General features: G+C 70.1%; 19 protein-coding genes. 5 read left to right on the forward strand and 14 right to left on the reverse strand.

Going from position 1 to position 22,330, the window contains the following annotated elements:
• Nucleotides 1-124: 124 nt before the first annotated feature.
• Entirely contained in the window at nt 125-991 is an 867-nt protein-coding gene (locus ACZ41I_RS06000; RefSeq protein WP_468513276.1) for a class I SAM-dependent methyltransferase, read from the forward strand.
• 275 nt (nt 992-1,266) lie between these two features.
• A complete protein-coding gene (locus tag ACZ41I_RS06005) occupies nt 1,267-2,709 on the forward strand; it encodes an alpha/beta hydrolase (RefSeq protein WP_468513277.1) in 1,443 nt (480 codons plus the stop codon).
• A gap of 102 nt (nt 2,710-2,811) precedes the next feature.
• On the opposite strand, the gene ACZ41I_RS06010 is transcribed toward ACZ41I_RS06005, so the two are convergent.
• The 13 genes from ACZ41I_RS06010 to ACZ41I_RS06070 form a co-directional block, all read right to left on the reverse strand.
• Entirely contained in the window at nt 2,812-4,749 is a 1,938-nt protein-coding gene (locus ACZ41I_RS06010; RefSeq protein WP_468513278.1) for an ABC transporter ATP-binding protein, read from the reverse strand.
• 3 nt (nt 4,750-4,752) lie between these two features.
• Nucleotides 4,753-5,169, reverse strand: a complete 417-nt coding sequence (locus ACZ41I_RS06015; protein WP_363219148.1) for a lasso peptide biosynthesis B2 protein — start codon at nt 5,167-5,169, stop codon at nt 4,753-4,755.
• Between the two features lie 74 nt (nt 5,170-5,243).
• Complete coding sequence (locus tag ACZ41I_RS06020; RefSeq protein WP_363219149.1) at nt 5,244-5,504, reverse strand: lasso peptide biosynthesis PqqD family chaperone; 261 nt, start codon at nt 5,502-5,504, stop codon at nt 5,244-5,246.
• A gap of 129 nt (nt 5,505-5,633) precedes the next feature.
• Nucleotides 5,634-7,475, reverse strand: a complete 1,842-nt coding sequence (locus ACZ41I_RS06025; RefSeq protein WP_468513279.1) for an asparagine synthase-related protein — start codon at nt 7,473-7,475, stop codon at nt 5,634-5,636.
• A gap of 158 nt (nt 7,476-7,633) precedes the next feature.
• A complete protein-coding gene (locus ACZ41I_RS06030; protein ID WP_116152784.1) occupies nt 7,634-7,741 on the reverse strand; it encodes a keywimysin-related RiPP in 108 nt (35 codons plus the stop codon).
• Between the two features lie 639 nt (nt 7,742-8,380).
• Complete coding sequence (locus tag ACZ41I_RS06035; RefSeq protein ID WP_468513280.1) at nt 8,381-8,968, reverse strand: MarR family winged helix-turn-helix transcriptional regulator; 588 nt, start codon at nt 8,966-8,968, stop codon at nt 8,381-8,383.
• 103 nt (nt 8,969-9,071) lie between these two features.
• Nucleotides 9,072-9,491: a hypothetical protein gene (locus ACZ41I_RS06040; protein WP_468513281.1), complete on the reverse strand. Its 420-nt coding sequence runs from the start codon at nt 9,489-9,491 to the stop codon at nt 9,072-9,074.
• A gap of 305 nt (nt 9,492-9,796) precedes the next feature.
• Nucleotides 9,797-12,583 carry a helix-turn-helix transcriptional regulator gene (locus ACZ41I_RS06045; RefSeq protein WP_468513282.1) on the reverse strand — a complete coding sequence of 929 codons (2,787 nt, stop codon included), beginning with the start codon at nt 12,581-12,583 and terminating at the stop codon, nt 9,797-9,799.
• Between the two features lie 239 nt (nt 12,584-12,822).
• Nucleotides 12,823-13,368, reverse strand: a complete 546-nt coding sequence (locus ACZ41I_RS06050) for a hypothetical protein (protein ID WP_399762835.1) — start codon at nt 13,366-13,368, stop codon at nt 12,823-12,825.
• Nucleotides 13,365-14,051 (reverse strand): hypothetical protein, encoded by a 687-nt coding sequence (locus tag ACZ41I_RS06055; protein ID WP_468513283.1) that lies wholly within the window; start codon nt 14,049-14,051, stop codon nt 13,365-13,367. Before ACZ41I_RS06055 ends, ACZ41I_RS06050 begins: the two co-directional genes overlap by 4 nt.
• Nucleotides 14,052-14,076: 25 nt before the next feature.
• Nucleotides 14,077-14,217, reverse strand: a complete 141-nt coding sequence (locus ACZ41I_RS06060) for a hypothetical protein (RefSeq protein ID WP_468513284.1) — start codon at nt 14,215-14,217, stop codon at nt 14,077-14,079.
• A gap of 225 nt (nt 14,218-14,442) precedes the next feature.
• Entirely contained in the window at nt 14,443-15,162 is a 720-nt protein-coding gene (locus tag ACZ41I_RS06065; RefSeq protein WP_399762832.1) for a YqjF family protein, read from the reverse strand.
• A gap of 213 nt (nt 15,163-15,375) precedes the next feature.
• Nucleotides 15,376-16,272 carry a LysR family transcriptional regulator gene (locus ACZ41I_RS06070; RefSeq protein ID WP_468513433.1) on the reverse strand — a complete coding sequence of 299 codons (897 nt, stop codon included), beginning with the start codon at nt 16,270-16,272 and terminating at the stop codon, nt 15,376-15,378.
• Nucleotides 16,273-16,415: 143 nt separating this feature from the next.
• On the opposite strand from ACZ41I_RS06070, the gene ACZ41I_RS06075 reads away from it, so the two are divergent.
• The 3 genes from ACZ41I_RS06075 to ACZ41I_RS06085 all read left to right on the forward strand — a co-directional run bounded on the left by ACZ41I_RS06075 (nt 16,416) and on the right by ACZ41I_RS06085 (nt 20,061).
• Nucleotides 16,416-17,150: a flavodoxin family protein gene (locus ACZ41I_RS06075; RefSeq protein WP_363219158.1), complete on the forward strand. Its 735-nt coding sequence runs from the start codon at nt 16,416-16,418 to the stop codon at nt 17,148-17,150.
• A gap of 181 nt (nt 17,151-17,331) precedes the next feature.
• Entirely contained in the window at nt 17,332-18,312 is a 981-nt protein-coding gene (locus ACZ41I_RS06080; protein ID WP_363219159.1) for a LysR family transcriptional regulator, read from the forward strand.
• A gap of 147 nt (nt 18,313-18,459) precedes the next feature.
• Nucleotides 18,460-20,061 carry a M4 family metallopeptidase gene (locus ACZ41I_RS06085; protein ID WP_363219160.1) on the forward strand — a complete coding sequence of 534 codons (1,602 nt, stop codon included), beginning with the start codon at nt 18,460-18,462 and terminating at the stop codon, nt 20,059-20,061.
• A gap of 102 nt (nt 20,062-20,163) precedes the next feature.
• On the opposite strand, the gene ACZ41I_RS06090 is transcribed toward ACZ41I_RS06085, so the two are convergent.
• A complete protein-coding gene (locus tag ACZ41I_RS06090; protein WP_468513285.1) occupies nt 20,164-22,158 on the reverse strand; it encodes a flavin monoamine oxidase family protein in 1,995 nt (664 codons plus the stop codon).
• Nucleotides 22,159-22,330: the final 172 nt, after the last annotated feature.

Here is a 22,330-nt window from a genome sequence, read left to right on the forward strand (position 1 = left end):
CGCTCTCCCGTTCTGCCTCAAGGCCGCAACTCCTCGGATGGTAGCTGGGATTGCCAGTTTGGGCACATGCCCATACTGTTTGGGCGCACGCCCATTCTCCGTCATCCACCACAGGAGGACCCCCGTGCCGGACGTCGTCAACACCGACCAGGAAAAGGCGTGGAACGGCCCCGAAGGTGCCCACTGGGCCCGCAATCAGGACCGCTGGAACGCCGTGAACGAGGGCTTCAACGAGCCGCTGCTCGACGCCGCCGGCATCGCGCCGGACCACCGGGTTCTCGACCTGGGCTGCGGCTCCGGGCAGACCACGCGGCTCGCCGCCCTCCGGGCACCCCGAGGGCACGCGCTGGGCCTCGACCTCTCCGCTCCCATGCTGGCCGAGGCGCGGTCCCGCGCGGAGCGGGAGGGCATCACCAACGTCTCCTTCGCCCAAGGCGACGCGCAGGTGCACCCCTTCGAGTCGGGCGCGTTCGACACGGCGATCAGCCGCTACGGGGTGATGTTCTTCGCCGACCCCGTGACGGCCTTCGGCAACGTCGAGCGAGCGCTGCGGCCCGGCGGGCGCCTCGCGTTCGTCTGCCCGGCCGATGCCGGGCTCAACGGCTGGGTGGCGGCGGTGGAGTCGATGCGCGACTTCCTGCCGGCCGGCGACTTCGGGAGGCCGGGACTGCCCGGTATGTTTTCCCTGGCCAGTCCGGATCGCATCCGCGACGTCCTCACCGCGGCCGGATTCACCGACATCGCCATCGACCAGGCGCAAGCATGCGGGACATGGGGACACGGAGCCGAGGACGCGGCGGAGTTCCTGCTGGGAACGGGCCCCGGTCGCCACCTGCTGGAGCAGACCGACGTGACTGCGCGGGCGCGCGCCCGCCTCACCCTGACGGACCATCTGCGCAACCACCTGGCAGCGGACGGCACGGTGCGGCTGCGCAGCACGTCGTGGCTGGTCACAGCGGACCGTCCGACTGAGCCTTCGGGCAGGCCGTAGAGCCCTGCCCGAGCCCGATCCCCCGGCCTGGACCACCCTGGCGCGTCACGGTTGGGTAACGCCTACTCCGTAGATGCTATGTGATATTGCACATGCCACATGATGCTTCCATGACAAAAGTCAGAGCCCTGTTATCGGTCGTCGCCGTCATCGGCGGAGTCTGCGCGGGTATCGCCCCTGCTTCGGCTTCCTCAACCACGCCAGGAGGCGCGGATCAGGGGAAACTCATCTGGAGCTCGTGTAACGACGCGACAACTCCTGCGCTGCAGTGCGCCATGCTCGAAGTGCCGCTGGACTACACACAGCCGAACGGCGCCAAGATCAAGATCAAGGTGAACCGGCTCCCGGCCACCGCGCCCAAGAGCAAACGGCAGGGGCCCATCCTGCTGAATCCCGGCGGCCCCGGCGACTCCGGTCTGTGGATGCCCGCCTACATCTCCGGCAGGATTCCTCAGGACGTCGCCTCGACCTACGACTGGATCGGCTTCGACCCCCGCGGCACCAACGGCAGCGAACCCCACGTCACCTGCGACGCGCACTACTTCGACGCCGAGCGGCCGGACTACCAGGTCAGCCAGGGCACCTCACAGGCATGGCTGGAGAAGTCGGCCGGCTACGCCGCCGACTGCGCCGCGAACTGGAGCTGGTTCCTGCCGCACATGACCACCGTCGACAACGCGCGCGACATGGACAGCATCCGGCGGGCGCTCGGCGTCCAGAAGATCAACTTCTACGGGGGCTCGTGGGGCACCTCGCTGGGCTCGACGTACGGCCAGCTCTTCCCTTCGCACGTGCGCCGGATGGTGCTCGACAGCATCGTCGGCCCCACCATCAGCTGGTACGACCACAACGTCCTGCAGGACAGGGAACACCAGCGCCGGTTCGACGCCTTCGCGGCATGGACCGCCAAGGCCGACTCGGTCTACCACCTGGGCACGGACGCCGCCACCGTGGAGCAGAAGTACTACCAGGTCGAAGCCGCGTTGCGGACCAGCCCGGTAGCCGCCGCCCCGGCCCCCGGCAAGATCGGCCCCGCAGAGTTCGAGGACACCTTCTACGGTGGCGGCTACAACTTCCTGCGCTGGCCGCAGATGGCAACCGTACTGTCGGCCTACCTCACCAAGAACGACACCCGCCCGCTGCAGAGCGCCTATAACCGCTATGCCGCCCCGGGTGCCGACGACGGCACCTTCCCCGCGTACAACGCGGTCCAGTGCACCGAGAACAACTGGCCGCGTGACTGGGAGTTCTGGAAGAGGGACCAGGCCAAGGTCAACGCCGTCGCGCCCTTCTATACCTACAACAACATGTGGTACAACGCGGCCTGCATGTTCTGGCCCTACCAGGGCAACCCGGCCGGCCGACTGAAGATCACCGGCAAGGGCCTGCCGCCCGTCCTTCTCTTCCAGGCAACCGAGGACGCCGCCACCCCCTACCCGGGTGCCCTCGCCATGCACAAGGCACTGCCCGGATCCAGACTCGTCGTCCAGAACGGAGGCAGCTTCCACGAGATCCTCTTCCACGGCAACGCCTGCCTGGACGACACCTTCACCGACTACCTGCGAGACGGCCGCCTCCCCGCAGGCAAAGGCGTCGCCGCGAAGACGTGCGCACCCGAACCCGACCCCACCCCGGTCTATGTGACGCCGCCCGCCACCGCGCATGCCGAGCCCGCCCTGCCGGTCACAGACCCCCAGGCCATCCACGGCGCCAGGTAACGCGACGCAACCCTCCCGCCGGCCAGGAGGGCCGGGTGGGCCGGGGCAATCGCACCCCCGGCCCACCCGACCACGCTGCCCTCAGGTCCGGAGAGGCAACAGCTACTCATGGACGCCCCCACCGGCGGCCGTCGGCCTGGCGGTGAGCATCTGAGTCATGGCCAGGTCGCGATAGAGGGAATCGGACTCGAGCAGTTCCGCGTGGGTGCCCACGGCCCGGACCCGGCCCGCCTCCATGACGATGATGCGATCAGCGGTGGTGACGGTGGACAGCCGGTGCGCCACCACGAGCACGGTGATGTTCCGCGCCGCCTCCGCCACGGTCTCCCGCAGCGCTGCTTCGTTGTCGGCGTCCAACTGCGAGGTGGCCTCGTCCAGGAGGAGTAGCCGAGGGCGGCGCAGGAGGGCCCGGGCGATGGCCACGCGCTGGCGTTCACCTCCGGAGAGCCGACTGCCCCGGTGGCCGACCAAGGTGTCCAGCCCCTGCGGAAGACGGGCGACGACAGGTTCCAGCCGGGTGCGGCGCAATGTCTCGTGCAGGTCGTCGTCCGGCGTGTGCGGTGCGCCCAGGGTGAGATTCTCGCGCAGTGTGCCGGACAGCACGGGCGCATCCTGCTCGACGTAACCGATCGCTGCGCGCAGATCGGCCAAGGGCCACTGTTCCACGTCGCGTTCGTCGAGGAGGATGCGGCCGGTGTCCGGGTCGTAGAAACGTTCGAGCAGGGAAAAGGTGGTGGTCTTGCCCGCGCCGGAGGGGCCCACGAGCGCAGTCACCCCTCGGGCGGGCACGGTGAAGGAGATGCCGTGATGGACGGCGGGCAGCCCGGGCTGATAGCGGAAGCCCACCTGCTCGAAGCGAAGCGTGGCCGCCGACGGCTGAGGCCGCCTCCCGGCCTTTGCGGCGCTGGTGGACCACGTGCCGGGGACAGACGGTTCGGCGGTCTCCGCGTTCATGTGCTGAACCGCCTCGATACGCAGGGCGGCGGCCGCACCGACCTGGAGCTGCCCCACGGCCTCGACGAGTTGGTTGATCCTCGGGGCCAGCGCGAACAGATACAGCAGGAAGGCGACCAGGGTGGACACGCTGATCGTCCCCGAGGCGACCCGGGCACCGCCCACGCCGAGCACCGCCAGGAAGGACGCCTGCCCGGCCACGGCAGACGCGGCCGCCGACAGGGCCTGCCAGCCGGCGGCGCGTACCCCGGTGCGACGGGCGTCCTCCGCCATCCGGTCCAGAACGACTGTCTCCCGCTGCTCAGCCCCGGCAGCCTTGACCGCGCGCACCGCCCCGAGAGTCCGCTCCAGAGCCGCGCCGATCTCGCCGACCGACTCCTGCGCCTGCCGGGTGGCACGGCCGATGGCGGGCGTCGCAGCCCCTACGACCGCCCCCAGCAACGCCATGACGGTGAGCGTGACGGAGAGCAGGACCAGGTCCAGGAGGGCCATCAGCACCAGCGTCATGACCAGTACGACAACGCCTGTGAGGGCGGGCGCCGCGGACTGGGTGGCGGCTTGACGCAGCAGCATGGTGTCGGAGGTGGCACGGGTGATCAGATCACCCGGTTCGTGCCTGTCCAGCTCGGGCACGGTCAACCGGAGCAGGCGCCCGGTGATCCGCTGCCGGGCGGAACACACGACGAACTCCGCGGTGCGATGCAGGACGTACTGGCCAAGCGCGGAGAACCCGGCAGCACCGAGCAGCAGCGCGGCCAGGACCAGTACGGGACCGATGGCCGTGCGCCCCGTGCCCAGGTCGTCGATCAACGTCTTGGCCGCCAGGGGCTGGGCCAGGCCGAGGGCGCTGCCGATCAGCCCGAGCAGCGCCCCGGCGAGTCCGGCGCGACGGTGCGGCCGTAGAGAAGCCGCCAGGGCCCGGTAGCCGGAGCGGGTCCTGAGGGCACCCGTGGGGGAAGCAGCGCGTTCGGCCCCGGCGCCCGTGGCCGGCGCGCCGGACCGAGCCCCGCCTCCGGAGACGGCCGACGCGGCCTGGGCCGTTGTCCCGGTGCCGGGGCGCGTGGGGGCGGGCGGCGATCCGGCCATGGCTCAGTCGACCGTGAAGAAGCGCTGGAAATAATCGGCAGGGCAGTCCTCGCCGACCGGTTGTGCATCCGCCTCCACCCAGGCGTGCGCGGCGAACGGCGGCTGCTTGCGCACCCCCACGCACCAGGTGGGCCACTGGCCGCGCATCCGGCACAGCAGGACCGTCGCCAGCGACCTGGGCAGACACCCCTTGCGGCCGCCGGCGGTCAGGCTCACGGCCAGGACGGTGTCCAAAGCGGCCGCGGTCTGCGCCACCGAGGCCGGGCGTGCGCCACGGCGCACCTGGCGCAGCAGGGTGCGTATCCGGGCGGGTGGTTGAGTCGCCAGCAGGTGGGCGCACCCCACGGCGAGACGGGCCGCCAACCGGGTGGGCAGCGGTACGGCACGAGGCCGGTAAGGAACCGCTTCGGGCGTCGACATGGCTTTCCTCTCTGCACGTTCGGACGTCGTGAGGGGAGTGCTCCGGCTTCTTGGGCCGCCGGCCGCTCTGCCTGTCAGTTCTCGCCGATGAGCCCAGCCGATCGCAGTTCCGTGAGGATGCGGTCGACGTCCTGCTGGGCGAGGCTGTCGCTGACGTCGTACCGCTCGGTCAGGGCATGCACCGCCTCGTCCGTGCCCCGGCCCGCCAGCATCGTTTCCAGGACCACGGCGGCGGTGGGATTGAGGGTCCAGTACTCGCCACTGTTCTCGTCGAGCAGGGCAAGGCCGTACTCGGTCTCGGCCATCAGGATGCCGCCGCGCAACTCCAGCTTCATCGGAAGACCTCCGTAACGAGGGATGTGTGTCGGTGGTGGCAGGGGTCGTCGGCGTGTCACAGGAGGATCAGTCGGTGGCGGCCGGGGCGTCGAAGGGCACATGACCGGTGGCATGTGGCAGCGGGCGCATCAGCCCAACGTCTCCCACGTGCGCAGCCACACCTCACAGCCGACGGTCGGGTGAAGGAGTACGTTCTCCAGCTCCGCCGACACCGGACCGGAGCACCAGGCGCGCCACGCGTCCGCGTCGATCAGGCCCATCCTGGCCAGCCGCGAGTCCTCGCACAGCGCCAGCAGCGCCTTACGGTGCCGCCGCAGCCCGACCTCCTCCTCCAATGTGGCGTTGGCCTTGGTGGCGCGGGTGCGGCTGGCCTCGGGGACGACGCCGCGCATGGCCTCCACAATGAGTGGCTTGTACCGCCAGGGAGTCACTCGTTCCTCCGGGCGCACCACCAGGCCGGCTTCCACCACACGGTCGTCGTAGAAGGGGGAGGCGAAGAGGAGGCCGCGCCGACGTGTCATCTGGTTGAGGTGCCTGGCGAACCGGGACACCGCTTGCATGGTGACCAGTTCGCGGTGCTCTCCGTGCCCGGGACCCAAGGGCCGCGCCACCTCAGCCTCCTGCCGGATGAGTGCGCGCACCGCGTCGACGGCGTCCGCGGTGGCCCACGGCGGCATCCGGGCGGGCGAGCACCACTGGAACAACGGCTCCTCCAGCGAGGGCAACGGGCCGGTCAGGTCGGTCGCCGTCTGCTCCAGCCACGCCCCGTACGGACGCCGGTCCAGCAGCTGTCGTGCGGCTTGCCGCCGCGACCAGCGGTACTTGGCCAGGTATCCGCGGGCGTGGCGGACAGCGGTGCGCGGGTGGCGCAGCAGCAGGTCGTGAACGCGGGCGGAGGCGCCCGCAAGCAGCTCGTCACCACCGAATCCGCTCAGGTGGACGGTGGATCCCCGCTCTGCGGCAAGGTGAAGAAGACTCATCCGTCGGTTGCGGTCCACGGCATACAGCGACGGAGCGTCCAGTACGTCGGTCAGCGCGTTCACGCCGTCGAAGGTGAGCGGAAAGTCGTTGGCCGGAACGATGTGGTGCTCGATGCGCCCCTCGGCACCGCCGGCCGATGACAGCTCCTCGACCGTGCGACGGGCCCAGTGCACATCATCGCCGCGAGGGTCGTGAGTCGCCGCGGTGTAGGCGACGACCTTGGCGCCGGCGCCCACGGCGGTGCACACCACGGCGGTCGAGTCCAGACCGCCCAGATCGGCTGTGACCAGGTCCCGGTCCCGGACCCGGATCTCTACGGCTCGGCGCAGCTCATTGCGCAGCATCGCCGCGCCCTCGGCCAAGGGCACGTCGCGACGCGGCAACCACCACCAACGCTTCCGGTGTGCCCGGCCGTCGCGTTCCAGAACCAGGTAGTCGTGGCCGGGCAGGGCTTCCACTCCGCGCCACACAGGTCGCGCGGCCAGCGGGTGGAGCACGCCCAGACTGAGCATCTGGACGGCAAGTCGGCCCTCGTCGAGGGGTGCTCCGATCAGTTCGGCCAGGACATCGGCCCGATCGGCCGCCAGCTGAGCCGACTGCGCCCCGCCATGGAACAGAGACCGGACACCGGTCACGGTGCCCTGAGCACGTATCCGGCCGTGCAGGCTGAGCAGTAGGTGGTAACTGCCGTGCCAGGAACGGGCGAAGCGGTCGAGGCAGGCCAGGTCGGTGGCCGCGGCCGCCGCGTCGGATGCTTCCTCGGAGGTGACGGCGTGCTCACCCAACACCGCGAGACGCACTCCGCCGCACTCGCCGACCGTCAGCTCCCTTGGATTCCAGCGCCCCATCAGCCACGGCCGGCCGGACGCGTGCGGGTGGCTTTCGGTGGCGTGCGGAAGAGCCCTGGCCGCCACGGCTGCCGCTTCGTCGGTATCGGGCAGCACCACGAACCAAGCGGGCACCACGGCGAGCAACGCGGGGCTGTTCATGGACTCACGTACCTCCGGTCGATGGCGCGTCCGCGGGTGCGGGGAGGGCAGGCCGGGTGGAGCGGCGGAGGACAGTGGGTGACCGCCCTCCGCCGCCTTGGACGGGCCCCGGTCACCTCGCGCCGAAGGGGCGAGAGAAGGGCCCGGTCACCTCGTGGTCAGATGAGCTGGTGACCGCCGGTGAGGTCCTTGGCGGTGCCGCCGGCCAGGCCCGTCGTCTTGCGGAATCCGCCGGCCTTGGTGAGGGTCGGACGCTCGTACGTCATGGCCACACATCCTTTCGTTCACGACGACATCAGCTGTCGCCGTTTCCGTCGGCTGAAGGGAACGTTGGCACAGGCGCCTGCTTGAATCAGCAGTTCAGCGCGGTTCCGGACCCGCGGACGGCCAATTCGGTAAGTCACCCTAGGGGTAGCAATCAGATCATCACAACAGTGCGTGGTGGGGGCGCCACACCAGACGAGAAGTGAACTGTGCATCCATTGGGTGGCGGTTGCCACCGAAAGTGCCGGAACGCCGGCCATGAAGAAGGGGTTTGGGGGTACAGGAAAAGGTTTTCGCCCTGTCTCCGAATGAAATCAGCTGCGTCCGAGGCGCACAGACCCAACTCGCCGCGACCGGTTTGCGCAGGTCAGGTACCCTTCAACCGTCGTACGGAAAGCCGGAATTACCCCGGCTTCAACTGTAGAATTTGCAATTACCGGCCTACGTTTCGACCAGTTCTCCAGGCAAGAAACCTGTAAGTCTTCGACGAGAACCGACGGGAACTGTCACAGAAATTTCATATCCAGACCGCTGGACGGCATCCGAGTTCGCGCAACCGTGGCCCGGTGGGCATGTTTATGCCACGGCGTGCCAGGGGGCTCTGGAAGTGGAGCCGACGGTGGCGCGTGTCGCAGCCGTGGTCATGCAGGGGCGCCTCCTTCGGCGGCAGCGAGGTGGGCGGCGATGAGCTGCTGATTCTGGACGAGCCGTAGGCACAGGTGGCGGAGCTGGTGGAGTTCGGTGTCGGTGAATCCGCGGAACAGCGCTGCCAGCGCCCGCTGCGTCGGTGCCCGGTACTCGTCCAGCCACGCCAGGCCGGCGGGGGTGATGCGGGCGAGGACGGATCGGCGATCGGCTGGGGCGGGGTCGCGCCGCACGAGTCCTTCGCGTTCGAGCGTGTCGACGAGGCCGGTGGCGTTGCGGGGGGTCATCCCTGCGGAGCGGGCGAGGTCGCCGAGATTCGCCCCGGCCTCGCCGAGGGTGCGCAGGCGGATCAGCACGTCGACGGCTCCGGCGCTGAGGCCGCGGCCTTCCGAGCCGTGGGCGCGAAGCCGCTCGACGGACCTGTGAGCCGCGCGTGCGGCGGCCGCCGCCTCCAGGTGCAGTGTGTCGCCTCCTCCCGTGAACTCGCCCATGGCGGCTCGTACTTGAGGGTCGTAGAACAGCCCGTCCGCATCGCGGGCGAGTCCGTCTGCATTAGTTACGTGCTTCATAATGAAGTCATACATGACCTTGTCATGCTCGGTCAAGGAAAGTGAGGCAGCGGGCAGTGCCCAACAAGGGGGCGCCCGCGGCCACTTGGCCGCGGGCGCTCCTTGGCGCGGAGCGGTCCTAGGAGTCGCACCTTCCCGGGACGTAGCTGTAGCCGTCGAGGTAGAGGAGGTTCATGCCGAGAGCTTCCTCGTAACCCACTGACCATGTCGATTGGACGGGACGGCTCCCCTTCACGTAGAAGGTCATGATGTTCCCTTCGGTGACGACGTGGCCGCGGAAGCCGATCCTTTCGTTCGCTGCCACGACCTCGCCCTCGTCGGTGAAGGCATACGTCCAGTGACCGTCCGGTTGGTCGTTCGCGCCACCGCACCAGACGCCCACCACCTTCTCAGGGACGGACCATTGGGGCTCGGTCTCCTCGGTCTCAGGTGGCGTGGTGTCGAGGTCCGGAGTGGAGGTCTCCGGGTCCGGAGTGGAGAACACCGGGTCGGGATCCCGGCCCGAGGAATCCACGTCGTGCGATGAGCAGCCACTCATCGTCACAAGGATCAAGCCCAGCATCAAGGCGCAGAAGAACCGAGAGGCCGGGGCCGACGCGCAAGACCGCATGGTCCCCCCATACAGATCGGAATCGGAAACGCTCGGTGACGAGGCTCTGTGCCGCACGTGGATGCGGCTCCGCTGCTGGACGGTTGTTCGGCAGCGGGCTCCCGTCCGTTCTGTACGCTACGAAGGAACGGCCGCACGCACCCCGGGGATTTCCCCTGGGTCCGACCCCGGGTTTTGCGGATCGCCCGGCCCCGTGACGGGGGAACCGGGTATCGGCTGCCGACGGGCCGGTGTCAGGTGTCCCTGCCGAGCTTGCCGATCAGTCCCATGCGGGACGTGATGCCGAGTTTCATGTAGGCATTGGCCAGGTGGTACTCGATCGTTTTGACACTGAGGACCAGCTCCTGCGCGATCTCACGGTTCGACATGCCCTGCATGGCGCGTCGGGCCACGGTCAGCTCCTGGGGGGTGAGACCGGCAGGACGGACACCGCCCCGGGCTGCCGCCGTGCCGCCGCCACAGGCCGCCAGCTCGGCTGTGCACCGTTCGAGGTACGGCGTGGCCTGCAATCGGAGGAATGTCTTGTGGGCGGCTTGAAGTTCGGCCACCGCTTTCGGGTGTTGGCGGGCACGGCGCAAAAAGGTGCCGTAGGAGAGGTGGAGCAGCGCTTCTTCCCAGCAGGGCTCTCCCCGCTCGCAGTGCTGCAACCCCTTCCGGAACGCCTGGTCTGCCGCTTCCCGGTTGCCGTGGGCCTCCTCCACCAGGCCCCGGCAACGCGCCGCCGACGCCTGTTCGAGCCATCGTTGTCGCTCGGCCGCACGGCTCTCGTACGGCAGCAGCACGTCGAGGGCCTCGTCCTTGCGGCCCAGCCGGGTCAGGGCCTCGCAGAGCAGGGGGCGCCAGGCGACGATCTCGGCCTCTTCGAGACCGCTTCGGTGGACGATCTCCTCGCTCAGAAACGGCATCAGCTCGGCCACCGCGCGCTCGTCGTCACCGCGGGCAGTGCGGACGAGTGCGAGCGCCGTCGCGGCGAAGGCGCCGTCGTTGACGTCGCCGAGTACCCGGGCGTGGCGCGCGGCTGTCCTGGCGTGTTCTTCGGCGGCCTCGAAGTCGCCCCGGCCGGCGAGGGGGAACGCGGTGACGGAGTGCACGACCGCCAGGATGGAGATCTGGTCGGTGTCCTCGGCCAGGGACACAGCCTGAGTGCCGTGGGCGATGGCCTCGTCCCACAGTCCCGCGCGGAATTCGGTGTCGGTGAGGAAACCCAGCGCCACGAGAGCCGCGTACGGCAGTCCGCCGCGCCGATGCGAGGCAAAGGCGTCCTTCAGATCCTGGCGGGCTTCGCCCAGTTGGCCGTTCCACAGTCGCAGCATGCCCCGTGCCAGCAGACCGTCCAGTTGCTCTGGGGTGTCGCGAAGGCCGCTGGGCCGGAGGTGGTCGAGGGATCGGATGCCCGCGTCGTAGTCGCCGGAGATCGCCAGGCCGATGGCGAGGGAGTCGCGCAAGAAGGACGACCGCTTTCCCGGCGGCAGGTCGAGCCCGCGACGCGCCCATGCCACGATGCCCGGCGCATCGCCCTGGATGAGGCACAGCCAGGCCATCTGCTCGGCGGCATTCCTCAGGGTTTCCGCTCCCGTGGCCGCGTCGCAGCTCTCCCAGCAGGCGGCGAGCCGGAAGCGCGCTTCGTCCAGACGGCCTGTGGTGAGGGCGAGATGACCGAGTACGTAGTGTTGTTCGGGGTCCTGCGCCATCTCACGTATCGTCGACTCCAGTTCGGCCGCCTGGCTGACGTCGCCGGCGAGCAGCCGGTACTCGGCGGTACGCATCAACGACCGCTCGCGCACCTTTCCTTGCGTGGACAGCCGCGCGGCGGCCGCGGAAGCGGATGCGGCTGCCGCCCAGGCGCCTTTCTCCGCCTGCTGTGCCGCGAAGCCGATGAGTGCGTCCGCGAGATCCCCGTCCGGTGCGACGGCAGCATGTACTCGATGCTGCAGCGCGACATGCTGGTCGTCGGAGCGGGCGGCCGCCAGGTGGTGCAGGCGGGAGCGTTCGGCCGGGTCCAGCCCGCGATAGACAGCCGCCCGCAGCAACGGATGCGGAAAGGCGACGCCGGGCACGGCACCGGCGGAATCCTCCTCCAGGAGTTCGTGAGCCATCGCCTCCGCCAGCGCGCCCAGCGGGTCCGCCACGGCACCTACCTGTACCGCCTGGTGAAGGGGGCTGGACATGCCGAGGACGCTGGCGGCCTTGACCAGGTGGCGTGCGGCGTCGCTGCACCGGGCGAGCCGCGCGGTGACAAGCTGTTCGTATCGGCGGGGAGCCGGCAGGAGGGCGTTGCCACCGAGGACGTCTGCGGGATGCTGCCTCAGAAGCGCCTTGGTGTGCAGCGGGTTTCCGCGTGTGTGTTCCTGCAGCCGGGCAATTGCCCAGCGGGGCAGGACCGATGGTCCCAGAGCGTTGTTGAGCGCGACGACGTCCGCGACGCTGAGGCCCTCCAGTGCCAACGCGAGCGTGGTGTCGTCGTGGAGGATGCGGTGCAGCCCTTGTGGCAGCCGGGGATCATTGGCGTCCCGGGTCATCAGCACGGCCAGAACCCGGTCCCTGCGCAGCCGCCGCAGCACGAAAGTGAGTGCGTGCAGTGAGGGCGTGTCCGCCCAGTGGACGTCATCGATCAGCAGCACCACGGAGGCCTGGTTCTGAAGCTGCCCCAGGGCGTCGAGGAACAGGGCGCCGACCGCGATCGGGTCCTGAGGGGCGGCGCTGCCCGGCACGCTGAGGGCCGGCTCCCGCAGCGCTGCCGGTGCGTCGGGCAGTTGGGGTACCAGTTGCGCGATGAGACCGTAGCTCAGCTCCATTTCGAGTTCCTCGCCGCTGGCCTTCACCACGCAGCAGTCCGAGGCGACGCCGGACAGGAAGGACCGGGCAAGTGAGGTCTTGCCGATCCCCGCAGGCCCTTCGACCAGGACGACTTGGGGCGCGCCACGCGCCGCCGCGTCCAGCCGGTCCTTCAGACTGCTCAGTTCCCTCTCCCTGCCCAGGAACAGGGACTCGGGGACCTGCTCGGGCGTCTGCGGCGACAAATCGGCTCCTCGCTGGTTCAGCGTGCTCGTGAATCGCGGGGTCGGTCACCCTTACGCCATCACGCACCGCCTCCGGCTGGAGGTTCTTCACGGCGGGGCGCGTTCACCCGACCGAGTGACCCGCTCAAGTCACAGGACGCCCCGACCAGAGAAACCTGCATACCGTTCCGCGGAAAGAACAGGGCCGGCTACTCGGTGCGCGGTCGGGTGGCGTGGGCCACGGCCTGCGGAGCCCTCGCTCAGCCGGCCGTGGTGCGCAGCGCCGCCTCGGCCTGGTGGATGCGCCATTCCTCCACGGTGTCCTGCTGTCGTCGGGCTCGCTCCAGCAGCCTGTCGAGCAGGGCCGGGTCCAGACGCTCGTCCGTCCCGGTGAGCCGGCGCAGGGTCTGCCATCCGGCTGCCTTGCCCTCCACCGCCAGCCGCAGCGCCTCCAGCTCCAGCACGGTGCTCAGCGCAGAGCGTCGTACCAGCCGGCCGTTGCCCTTCAGCCGCGCCAGCTTCTCTGCCACCCAGCCCGCGCATACCTTGTAGCGACGGACGGGGACGCCCAGGTCCCGCATGATGCCGACAAGCGCCGTCCGGTCCTCGGCGATTTCGGTGGCGACAGGCCCGAGCGCCCGGCCGAGCGCGGAACCACGGGTCACCCGTGCCAGGTGGCCGACCCGCTGAGTGCCCGCGGTGGCGCCCGCGAGGTGGTCGTTCAGATAGATGCCGAGCAACTTCATGTCGGCGCCGTGTGCGGACGGGTGCCGCCGAAGTGCGCCCGAGCGTGGTGGGGCATTCATCGGAAGCCTCCTTCATGTGTGCGTGATTCCCGCGGCGGCGTGCACGCGGAGGGTGCAGGCCTGCGCCGTGTACCCACCGTCGTCATGACGCGTACGAGGCAGGGCATGCGTGGCGTGGAGCCGAAGCCGAACCGTACGGGCGGTGCCACCGCGGTGAGGGAGCCGAGGTCCCGCCCCTGGAGGTTCGCGGTCGCCGCGGTGATCAGATGCAGATCGCGGGCGCCGTACCACTCGTGTCGGCCGCCGCCCGCCGTCCCACGGGTGCGCACGCCCAGGAGGAGGCGGGCGAGCGGGTTCGTCACCACGGTCCAGAAGGGCCGCGCGGCCAGTACACCGGGGACCGCCCGCAGCAGCAGCCCCACGGGGCCGCGCCGGCCGGCGGTGAACCGGACGTCGAGCAGCGGACCTGCGGTGACCGTCCAGTCGTCGCCGGTGACGCGGACTCGTACGGGTGCGACCCGGACCTCGTCGAAGGCGTAGGTGCCGGCGATGAAGTCCGCCATCCGCCTGGTGGGGGCCAGCAACAGGCGGTGGCCGTCGGCCCGCTCAAGCATCACGTCGCTGAACGGCCCGAAGGGGGAGCGGAGCCAGTGGCCGAGGACCAGGCGGGCGCCGGACGTGGTGCCCATACCGGCGATCCACCCGTCGAAGAGCAGCTGGCCAGTCGACTCGGATCGGCGCATCAGGGTGCCTCGCCGGCGGTCCGGTTCATCCGCCCGCGGCCGGGCCGAGTCGGCCGCACCGCCGCCGTGCCGGCAGCCATCCGGTCTGCATCGCCGCGTCCAGCACACAGGTCGGACGGATGCGGCCGATCGGCACGTACACCAGGTCGACGGCGAGCAGGGTCACGGCCGTCCCGAGGCCCGTGCGCCCGGGCCTGGCGCGCTCCTGCCGGTGTGGCCGGAGTGAGCAGCATGCTCCAGCCCGCCGTGGCCGGCAGCCCGGCCGTCGTGCGTTGCAGCCATTCCTCGGACTTCGGTCCGAAGACCCACTCGAAGCTGCGCAGGCGCAGCAGCGGCCGGCCGCCGCCGACCAGGTTGAACAGCCCCTGGCCCCGCGCTACGAGCACCGGGTTCATCCCTGTCTCCTCACTGCCGGCCGCACCGGGCGCGAGACGCCGAACCGGACCTCGGTGACACCGTCGGAGAAGTGCACGAGCGGCTCCTGCGCGGGCGGCGGCAGCCCTGCGGCACGGGTGAGGGTCTCCTCCAGGTCTTCCAGGCGCGCCGCGCGCAGCGGCCACGGCTCGTGCTCGACGGGCGTCTGCAGGAGCAGACCGCAGCCCCGGGTGAAGGCCCGCCACCGCGACGTCAGCCACACGTCCCGCCGGGTCGGCCGGACCGGCTCACCCGGACGGACGACCACGCGGTACGACGGCCCGCCACGCCCCCGCGCCCCGGTGTAGGTCAGCACATCACCGCCGCGCGGCAGCGTCAGGTGTCCGAGGTGGTACGGCGCACCGACCGCACGGGCGGCCAGCATGATCCGGCAGCTCACCTCGATGGACAGGAACCACAGCCCGTCCCTGCCGTCCCGCCCGCGCACATAGGTGCGCAGATTGGTCTCGGGGAAGGAGGGCAGGGCGGCCGGGATCCCGGGCGGGCGTACGCCGGTCATCACGAATGGCGTCAGGCTCACCCACGCCCACTGGTCGCAGGTGTCCACCGTCAGCCCCTCCGGCAGCAGGCGCTGTACCTGGTCGGGGGAGTAGGCCCAGTGCACGAACGTCTGGGTGAGCCAGCCGGCACGTAGTGCCGGGAGGTACACGCGCTGCTCCGGCTCATACGAGACCACGCGCACCGACTCCCCAGGAGGTCCGCGTCGAAACCCGGCGCGGGCGATGCAGCACGGCCGAACGGGGACGGTCCGCCCCGGACGGACCAGGGCGACGTTCCGGCGTCGGCGGCGAGCGGCGCGGGACCCCGGGCGGCCACGCCCGGCGCAGTTCGAGCGGTTGCTGCCCGGCGTGCGCTCTCCACCCCGTCGGTCGGCGCGTCCGGACACCGCTCAGTGATCCGTGGAATGCGACTCTGCCGAGGCGTGCAGGAGCAGGTCGCGCAATGCGATGGCGGTGTCCGACGGCTCGGCGGGGGTGAGGACGACCTGGTCGGCGGTGGTCGAGGGGCCGGCGAGGGGGATGATGCGCAGACCGGGTGGCTGGTGGTCGAGTGCGGATTCGACGGTGATGCCGATGCCCGTTCCCGCGGCGACATGAGCGGCGATGGCGTGCACGCTGTCGGCGGTTCTGATGATGCGCAGGTCCGCTCCGCCGATGTGGAAGGCGGACAGGAGGCGGTCGCACAGACCGCTGTTGATCTGGTGGGGCCAGGTGAGCAGGCCGGTGGTGGACAGTTCGGCCGCGCTCAGCTCGGCGTGTCCGGCGAGGGGGTGGGCCGCGGGTACGAGCGCCATGAACCTCTCCGTGGACAGCACCCTCGCGCGTACGCCGGTGACGTCGCCGGTCGCCCAGCCGATGCCCAGCCCGATCGTCCCCGCCCGCAGGGCGGTCAGCTGGGCCGTGGTCGGCATGGCCTCCGGCACGATCGCCACATCGGGGAAACGGTCGCGCAGTTGCGGCAGGCAGCGCAACAGCACCTGGTGGTCGGTGTATTCGGCGTGGGCGACGACGAGGGTGGTCCGGGCCCGGTCGCCGGCGGCCAGGGAGCGTCCGCGCTGCTGGAAGCGGCGCAGCTGGGCCAGGGCGGCGTGGGCGTCGGGCAGCAGCGCTTCGCCGAGATCGGTCAGTGACACCCGGCGGCTGGTGCGGTGGAACAGCCGTCCGCCCAGGGTGTTCTCCAGCCGCCTGACGGCGTCGCTGACGGTGGGCTGCCCCCGGTGCAGGCGCGCGGCGGCGCGGCCGAAGTGGAGCTCTTCCGCGACCGCGACGAATGCTTCCAGTTCCATCCTGTCCACGGGACCAGGCTAACGCGATCGATCGGTGCGACCGATCGCTGCATGCCGGAGTTCGGCGTTGATGCCGTGTCGCACGCGGGGTGTGATGGCTGGGCAAGCAGGATTCCCCCACGGACTGGAAGCAGTGAAGCGACATGGCAGTCAAGGTTGTTGACCGTGAGCAGGATGCGCCGACGGTCACGGTGACGGTGGTCTACCACTCGGTGCACGGACACACCCGGGTCCTGGCCGAGCATCTCGCCGACGGGGCGCGGCTGGTGCCGGGTGCCCGGGTGCATCTCGTCGAGATCCGGGCCGAGCACGTCACCGCGGGCCGTTGGCACGATGCGGAGGTGCTGGCGCTGCTGGAGCGCTCGGATGCGATCGTCCTCGGCTGCCCCACTCTGATGGGCAGTGTGTCGGCGGTGTTCAAGGCGTTCATGGAGGCGGCGTTCACGCCGTTCACGACGCAGGCGTGGAAGGACAAGCTGGCCGGTGGGTTCACCATGTCCGCCTCGCAGAGCGGCGACAAGCTGGCCGTCCTGGAGCAACTGGCGGTTTTCGCCGCGCAGATGGGCATGCAGTGGATCGGCGTGGGCGACATGCCGGGCAACAACTGGAGCGGTGGCGCCCGCGACGATGTCAACCGGCTGGGCTCGTGGCTGGGTCTGATGAGCCAGAGCCACGCCGACCAGGGGCCGGAGCACGCCGGATCACGCGGCGACCGGATCACCGCGCAGCGGTACGGCGAGCGGATCGCCCGGCTGACTCAGCGCTGGGTCAACGCCGTGCCGTACGACACCTCCCGGATGACCGAACACGAGGCCCGCGCCCTGTCGGCCTCCCTCAGGGAGACGGACGACGCACCGGCAGCGCTGACCGGCGCCTGACTGTCACTCGTGTCGCATGGTGCGGCCCTCGACTCTCCGCCAAGACGACTGAAAAGCTTTACCGTCCCGTGCTTGCCGCCCCCACGGGAGCGTCAGACTCTGGGGCACCATGCCGTCGGGCAACTGGTTTTGCTGGTCACGGGGGGTGCAGCGGTCTCCCGGCGCTGAGCGGGGAATGGTCATGCACCTTGAGTTCCGGCACCTGCGTATCCTGCTCACCGTCGCCGAGGCCGGCAGCATCCGCAAGGCCGCCGCACGACTGCAGCTCTCTCAGCCGGCCACGAGCGCCCAGCTGAAGCGGATCGAACACGAGCTGGGCGGCCCGCTCTTCATCCGCGGCGCCGACGGGGTGAAACCGAACGAGAACGGACAGTACGTCCTGCGCTGCGCCCGTGACCTCGTCGTCGGCTTCGACCGGCTGCGCGAGTACGCGCGGTCGGCGGCCGAGGCGGACAGACAGGCCGCCGCGCCGCTGAGGGCGGGCGGAACCGCCGGCCCTCTGGTGTCCCTGCTGGTCTCCGCCCTCTTCGAACTCGTCCCGGAACGCCGGCTCACCATAGATGCCCGCCGTTCCGTGCACACCCTGGTGAAATTGCTGAGCCTGTCGAAATGCGACATCGCGGCGTTCGGTGAATTCCCCGGCTTTCCCCTTCCGGTCGGCGAGTCGGTGGCGACCCGCACACTGCTCCGCGAGCCGGTCTTCGTCCTGCTCGCCGAAGACCACCCGCTGGCGCGTCAGGAGAGGGTCGGCCTCCATGAGCTGGCGGACGAGGACTGGGTCATGCCGGAGGCCGACGAGAGCGGTGTGCACGCGTACCTCCGTCTCACCTGCCGGTCGGCGGGGTTCACTCCCCGCATCGCCCATGTGACCCCGGACCTGTCCGTGGCGCAGCTCCTGGTCGCCGGCCGGCGTGCCGTCTGCGGCGTATGGCCGACCGCCGATGTCTCCGCCCGTGGCACGGTGCAGCGGCCGCTGGTGAACGTCCCGTTTCACCGGCGGCTGCTGCTGGCCTGGAACACGGAATCGGTTCCGCCCGAGCTCGCCGACGCGGCGTGCGAGCGTCTGCTGGCCGCCTATCTGTCGCTGGTGCGGCAGCGGCCGCAGTATCTGGCCTGGTGGGAGGACGGGGGAGCGGAGTTCGCCCTCGGCGACGGCACATGACGGGCCGGGCCACGGCTTCTCCTGCCCTATAGCTCCGCCGTTATATCCCAAATGAAGTCACGTCAGGAACATGTCACTTGTTGAACACTTCGCGTCAACGTCCCAAGGACGTCGTCACCCCACGACGAGCGAAGGAATCACCCCACCATGACCCGTCCCCTCCTCGCCCTTTGTGTGATGGCCGCCGCCGGCGCCCTCACCACGGGCGCGATGGTCATACCCGCGCACTCGCAGCCCCGTGCAGTGCAGCACGGAACCTCCGTCCGCGACACGGCCATAGCCCAGGCCAAGGCGAACGTGACCCGGCACGCCGACACCTTCGGGTTCGGCCCGGACCAAAGACTCCACGTCAAGGACGTCGTGATCGACGCCGACGGGACCCAGCACGTCCGCTTCGAGAGAACCTACCGCGGTCTCCCCGTCGTCGGCGGCGACTTCGTCGTCCACCAGAAGGCCGACGGCTCGTTGCAGGGCTCCACCCGAGCAAAGGCCCACAAGGTGGCGCTCAAGTCCGTCACTCCCGCCATCGACGCCAAGGGCACCGCGGCCGGCGCCCTGAAGCGCGCGCACGGGCTGGTGCGCAAGGCCAAGTCCACCCCCGAGCTCATCGTGTGGGCCGCCGACGGCACACCCCGCCTGGCCTGGCGCACCACCGTGCAGGGCCTGGGCGACAAGGGCCAGCCGCACGGCGAGGTCTTCGTCACCGACGCCACCACCGGCAAGGCGATCGAGAACTACGACGCCGAGCGCGAGGCGACCGGCACCGGCCACTCCGAGTACACCGGCGACGTCGGCATCGACACCACCCAGCAGGCCGACGGCACCTTCGCCCTGATCGACCCGGTGCGCGGCCACATCACCAAGGACGCCCACAACGTCTCGTCCTCGTCCCTGAAAAGCTCCTCCGGCACCCTGTTCACCGACGCCGACAACATCTGGGGCGACGGCGAGAAGTTCTCCGCCGACCGGGCCACCGCCGCCGTCGACGCGCACGCCAACACCGCGGAGACGTTCGACTACTACAAGACGACCTTCGGCCGCAACGGCATCAAGAACGACGGCCGCGGCGCCACCGTCTTCGTCCACGTCGGCACCGACTGGGACAACGCCCAGTGGTCGGACTCCTGCTTCTGCATGATGACCGGCGACGGCAACGGCACCACCGACCCCGAGCAGGTCGACCTCGACACCATGGGCCACGAGATGACCCACGGCGTCACCTCGGCCACCGCCAACCTGCGCTACAGCGGTGAGTCCGGCGGCCTGAACGAGGCCACCAGCGACATCCTCGGCACCATGGTCGAGTGGTACGCCAACAACCCGGTCGACACCCCCGACTACCTCTTCAGCGACCAGTCCACCCCGCCCTGGCTGCGCCGCTTCGACAAGCCGTCCCTGGACGGCCGCTCCGCCGACTGCTGGTCGAAGTCGGTCGGCCGGCTCGACGTGCACTACTCCTCGGGCGTCGGCAACCACTGGTTCTACCTCGCGAGCGAGGGCAGCGGCGCCAAGACCATCAACGGTGTCTCCTACAACAGCCCCACCTGCAACGGCTCCACCGTCACAGGCATCGGCAACAAGAAGGCCTCCGCCATCTGGTACCGGGCGCTGACCGTCTACATGACCTCCACCACGGACTACAAGGGCGCCCGCACCGCGACTCTGAACGCGGCGAAGGACCTCTACGGCGCCACCAGCCCCGAGTACGCCACCGTGGCCGCGGCCTGGAGCGCGGTCAACGTGCTGTGACGCACCGGCGCACCGCCTGAGGTCACGGGGCGAGAGCGGATGGCCCCGGCGCCGGGTGCGCCGGGGCCTGCTCCTGCGTCGTGGCTCAGCGGGCCGCGTGACTCATCCGGTGTGGATCTCCAGGGCGGCACGCACGGCGGACTCCACGGCCCCCTCGATCCACGCCGGCTTGACGGACGTGTGGTCCCCGGCGAAGTGCAACGGCCCTTCGTGCACGGGGATGTGTGGCAGCAACTCCGTGTGCTGCCCGGGCAGGAACACGGACGCCTCCCCGTAGGCGTAGGGGTCGCGCAGCCAGCTCTGCGTGCGGCCCGCGCCGGTGTAGAAGACCTCGATGCGCCGGCCGTAGACCTGCTGCAGGCCGCACAGGGCGTGTGGGTACCGTGCCTCGTCGTCCAGGCAGTCCCAGCGCAGCGCGTCGTCGGCCCAGCTGTAGGAGGCCAGGACCACACCCCCTGCGCTGCCCGGGACCGGATGGGAGGGGTGGAACATGAATCGGTTGGCGTTGTCCGACACCGAGCCGCCGCCCACGACGTCGACCGCCTCCGGCTGGTCGCGCGCGACGGCGCGGTTCGCGGCGTAGTGGGTGCGCTGACCCGCCGTGATGTGTCCCGCGGGCACCGAGGGATGGGCGCCGAGCAGGCTGCCGTCCGCGGCGGTGCGGCCGGTGCGGTAGGCGTCGTACAGGCCGGGGTCGACGGCGTCCAGCTCGCGCTTCCAGTCGGCCTCGTCGAACTCCCACCAGCGGCGGCTGAACTCCAGCAGCACCTTGGTCGCGCTGTCGTAGTGCAGTTCGCACACCGCGCGGCGCTTGCCGTACGACATGGGCGGGTCGATCTGTACGTGGCGCAGTCCGGAGAACGGCACCGTGACCACGGCGGCGTCCGCGGTGAACTGCTCGCGTACGACGGGACCGTCGCGGCCCTCCGACACGGTGTCCACCCACACGAGCGGGCCCTTGCTCCGGACGTGCTCGGTGTCCGGCGACGGGCGGTCGGGGTGGTGGTACTCGATGCGCGTGACACGGCGGTCGAACCGCACGTCCTTGCGCACGCGTTCCAGGAGGGCGTCCGGCAGTACGGCCGTGCCGCCCGCCAACTCGTAGAAAGGTGTGTCGGGACTGATGAGGGAGGAGCCGATGAAGCTGTGGATGAAGGACAGCGGGAGGCGTGAGGTGAGGTTCTCCAGGGTGCCGACCAGGTCGATGGTCCGCTCGTCGAGGCGGGCGTGCTCGGTGAGGAAGCGGAACATCGACCAGTCACCGAACCGCTGCACCACGCGGGCCCAGCCCTGCAGCCGCTCCTGGAGAGGCTTGTCGACCCGCTTGCCGCCGCGGTCGACGTAACTGAACTCGTCGCGCACCGGGTCCAGCGCGGAGCGCAGGACGGCGGCGGCCGGAGTGTCCCAGTGGGCCCGGGGGACGCCGAAGGACCGGTTTACGCGGCGGGGCGCGCGGGCGTAGTCGGCGCGCCGCATGCGGATGCCGTTGACGTGGATCCAGGTGCGGCCCGCGGGACGTCCCGCGTGGTCGACGTCGACGTAGTGGAAAGGCCGCTTCTTCAGGTCGAACCGGTCGATCAGCTCCATCACCAGCGGATGGCTGCCAGGGATGCGCATCGCGCCCGCTTCGGCGTACTGACGGGGATCGGCGAAGGGCTGTTCGGCGTGTTCATGGCCGCCCTTGCGGAAGGTCTTGATGCGTCCGCCTGCGCGGTTGCCGTTCGCCTCCAGCACCGTCACCCGGTGGCCTGCCCTCTTCAGCAGCCACGCGGCCACCAGCCCGGCCGGACCGGCGCCGATGACCAGGACGTTCTTGGGACGTGTCCGTCGCTGAGCCGGCAGCCCCTCTTGGAGGACACGCTGGTAACGGGGGACGAGGGGGCGGTCGTCGGAGTCCAGTACGAGGAGCGCACGAGCGACGGCAAGGCACCGGTCGAAGTCGGTGCCACGGCTGTCCCCCGGGGCGGCTGGTGCGGGCAGAGCCGCGGCGACACCGCCGTTCAGGGCCGTCGCGACGGCGGCCGTGCCGGCCACCGTCGCGAAGCTCCTTCGGGAGAGGCCGCCGTCCGCGCGCACCACCGCGTGATCTTCAGTCATGGCGGCCTTTGTACTGGCGACCGTGACCAGGCGTCCGCCCTTCGCTCCGGCGTTGACCCGAAGGGGCGAAGACGGCGACAAACCCTGACGTCACAGCAGGTCCGCCGCCGGGGACGGCTTCGGAAACCCGAAGGGATGAATGCCGAGCGGACTCCCCTTTGCCGCCGCGGCG

It is taken from the genome of Streptomyces sp. NPDC030799, from assembly GCF_055572255.1.

Bases quoted from the DNA above. Each gene is read 5' to 3' on its own strand.
- ACZ41I_RS06005 (WP_468513277.1), top strand. From the start codon at position 1,267: ATGCTCGAAGTGCCGCTGGACTACACACAGCCGAACGGCGCCAAGATC.
- ACZ41I_RS06010 (WP_468513278.1), bottom strand. From the start codon at position 4,749: ATGGCCGGATCGCCGCCCGCCCCCACGCGCCCCGGCACCGGGACAACG.
- ACZ41I_RS06015 (WP_363219148.1), bottom strand. From the start codon at position 5,169: ATGTCGACGCCCGAAGCGGTTCCTTACCGGCCTCGTGCCGTACCGCTG.
- ACZ41I_RS06020 (WP_363219149.1), bottom strand. From the start codon at position 5,504: ATGAAGCTGGAGTTGCGCGGCGGCATCCTGATGGCCGAGACCGAGTAC.
- ACZ41I_RS06025 (WP_468513279.1), bottom strand. From the start codon at position 7,475: ATGAACAGCCCCGCGTTGCTCGCCGTGGTGCCCGCTTGGTTCGTGGTG.
- ACZ41I_RS06030 (WP_116152784.1), bottom strand. From the start codon at position 7,741: ATGACGTACGAGCGTCCGACCCTCACCAAGGCCGGCGGATTCCGCAAG.
- ACZ41I_RS06035 (WP_468513280.1), bottom strand. From the start codon at position 8,968: ATGTATGACTTCATTATGAAGCACGTAACTAATGCAGACGGACTCGCC.
- ACZ41I_RS06040 (WP_468513281.1), bottom strand. From the start codon at position 9,491: ATGAGTGGCTGCTCATCGCACGACGTGGATTCCTCGGGCCGGGATCCC.
- ACZ41I_RS06050 (WP_399762835.1), bottom strand. From the start codon at position 13,368: ATGAATGCCCCACCACGCTCGGGCGCACTTCGGCGGCACCCGTCCGCA.
- ACZ41I_RS06055 (WP_468513283.1), bottom strand. From the start codon at position 14,051: ATGCGCCGATCCGAGTCGACTGGCCAGCTGCTCTTCGACGGGTGGATC.
- ACZ41I_RS06070 (WP_468513433.1), bottom strand. From the start codon at position 16,272: ATGGAACTGGAAGCATTCGTCGCGGTCGCGGAAGAGCTCCACTTCGGC.
- ACZ41I_RS06075 (WP_363219158.1), top strand. From the start codon at position 16,416: ATGGCAGTCAAGGTTGTTGACCGTGAGCAGGATGCGCCGACGGTCACG.
- ACZ41I_RS06080 (WP_363219159.1), top strand. From the start codon at position 17,332: ATGCACCTTGAGTTCCGGCACCTGCGTATCCTGCTCACCGTCGCCGAG.
- ACZ41I_RS06085 (WP_363219160.1), top strand. From the start codon at position 18,460: ATGACCCGTCCCCTCCTCGCCCTTTGTGTGATGGCCGCCGCCGGCGCC.
- ACZ41I_RS06090 (WP_468513285.1), bottom strand. From the start codon at position 22,158: ATGACTGAAGATCACGCGGTGGTGCGCGCGGACGGCGGCCTCTCCCGA.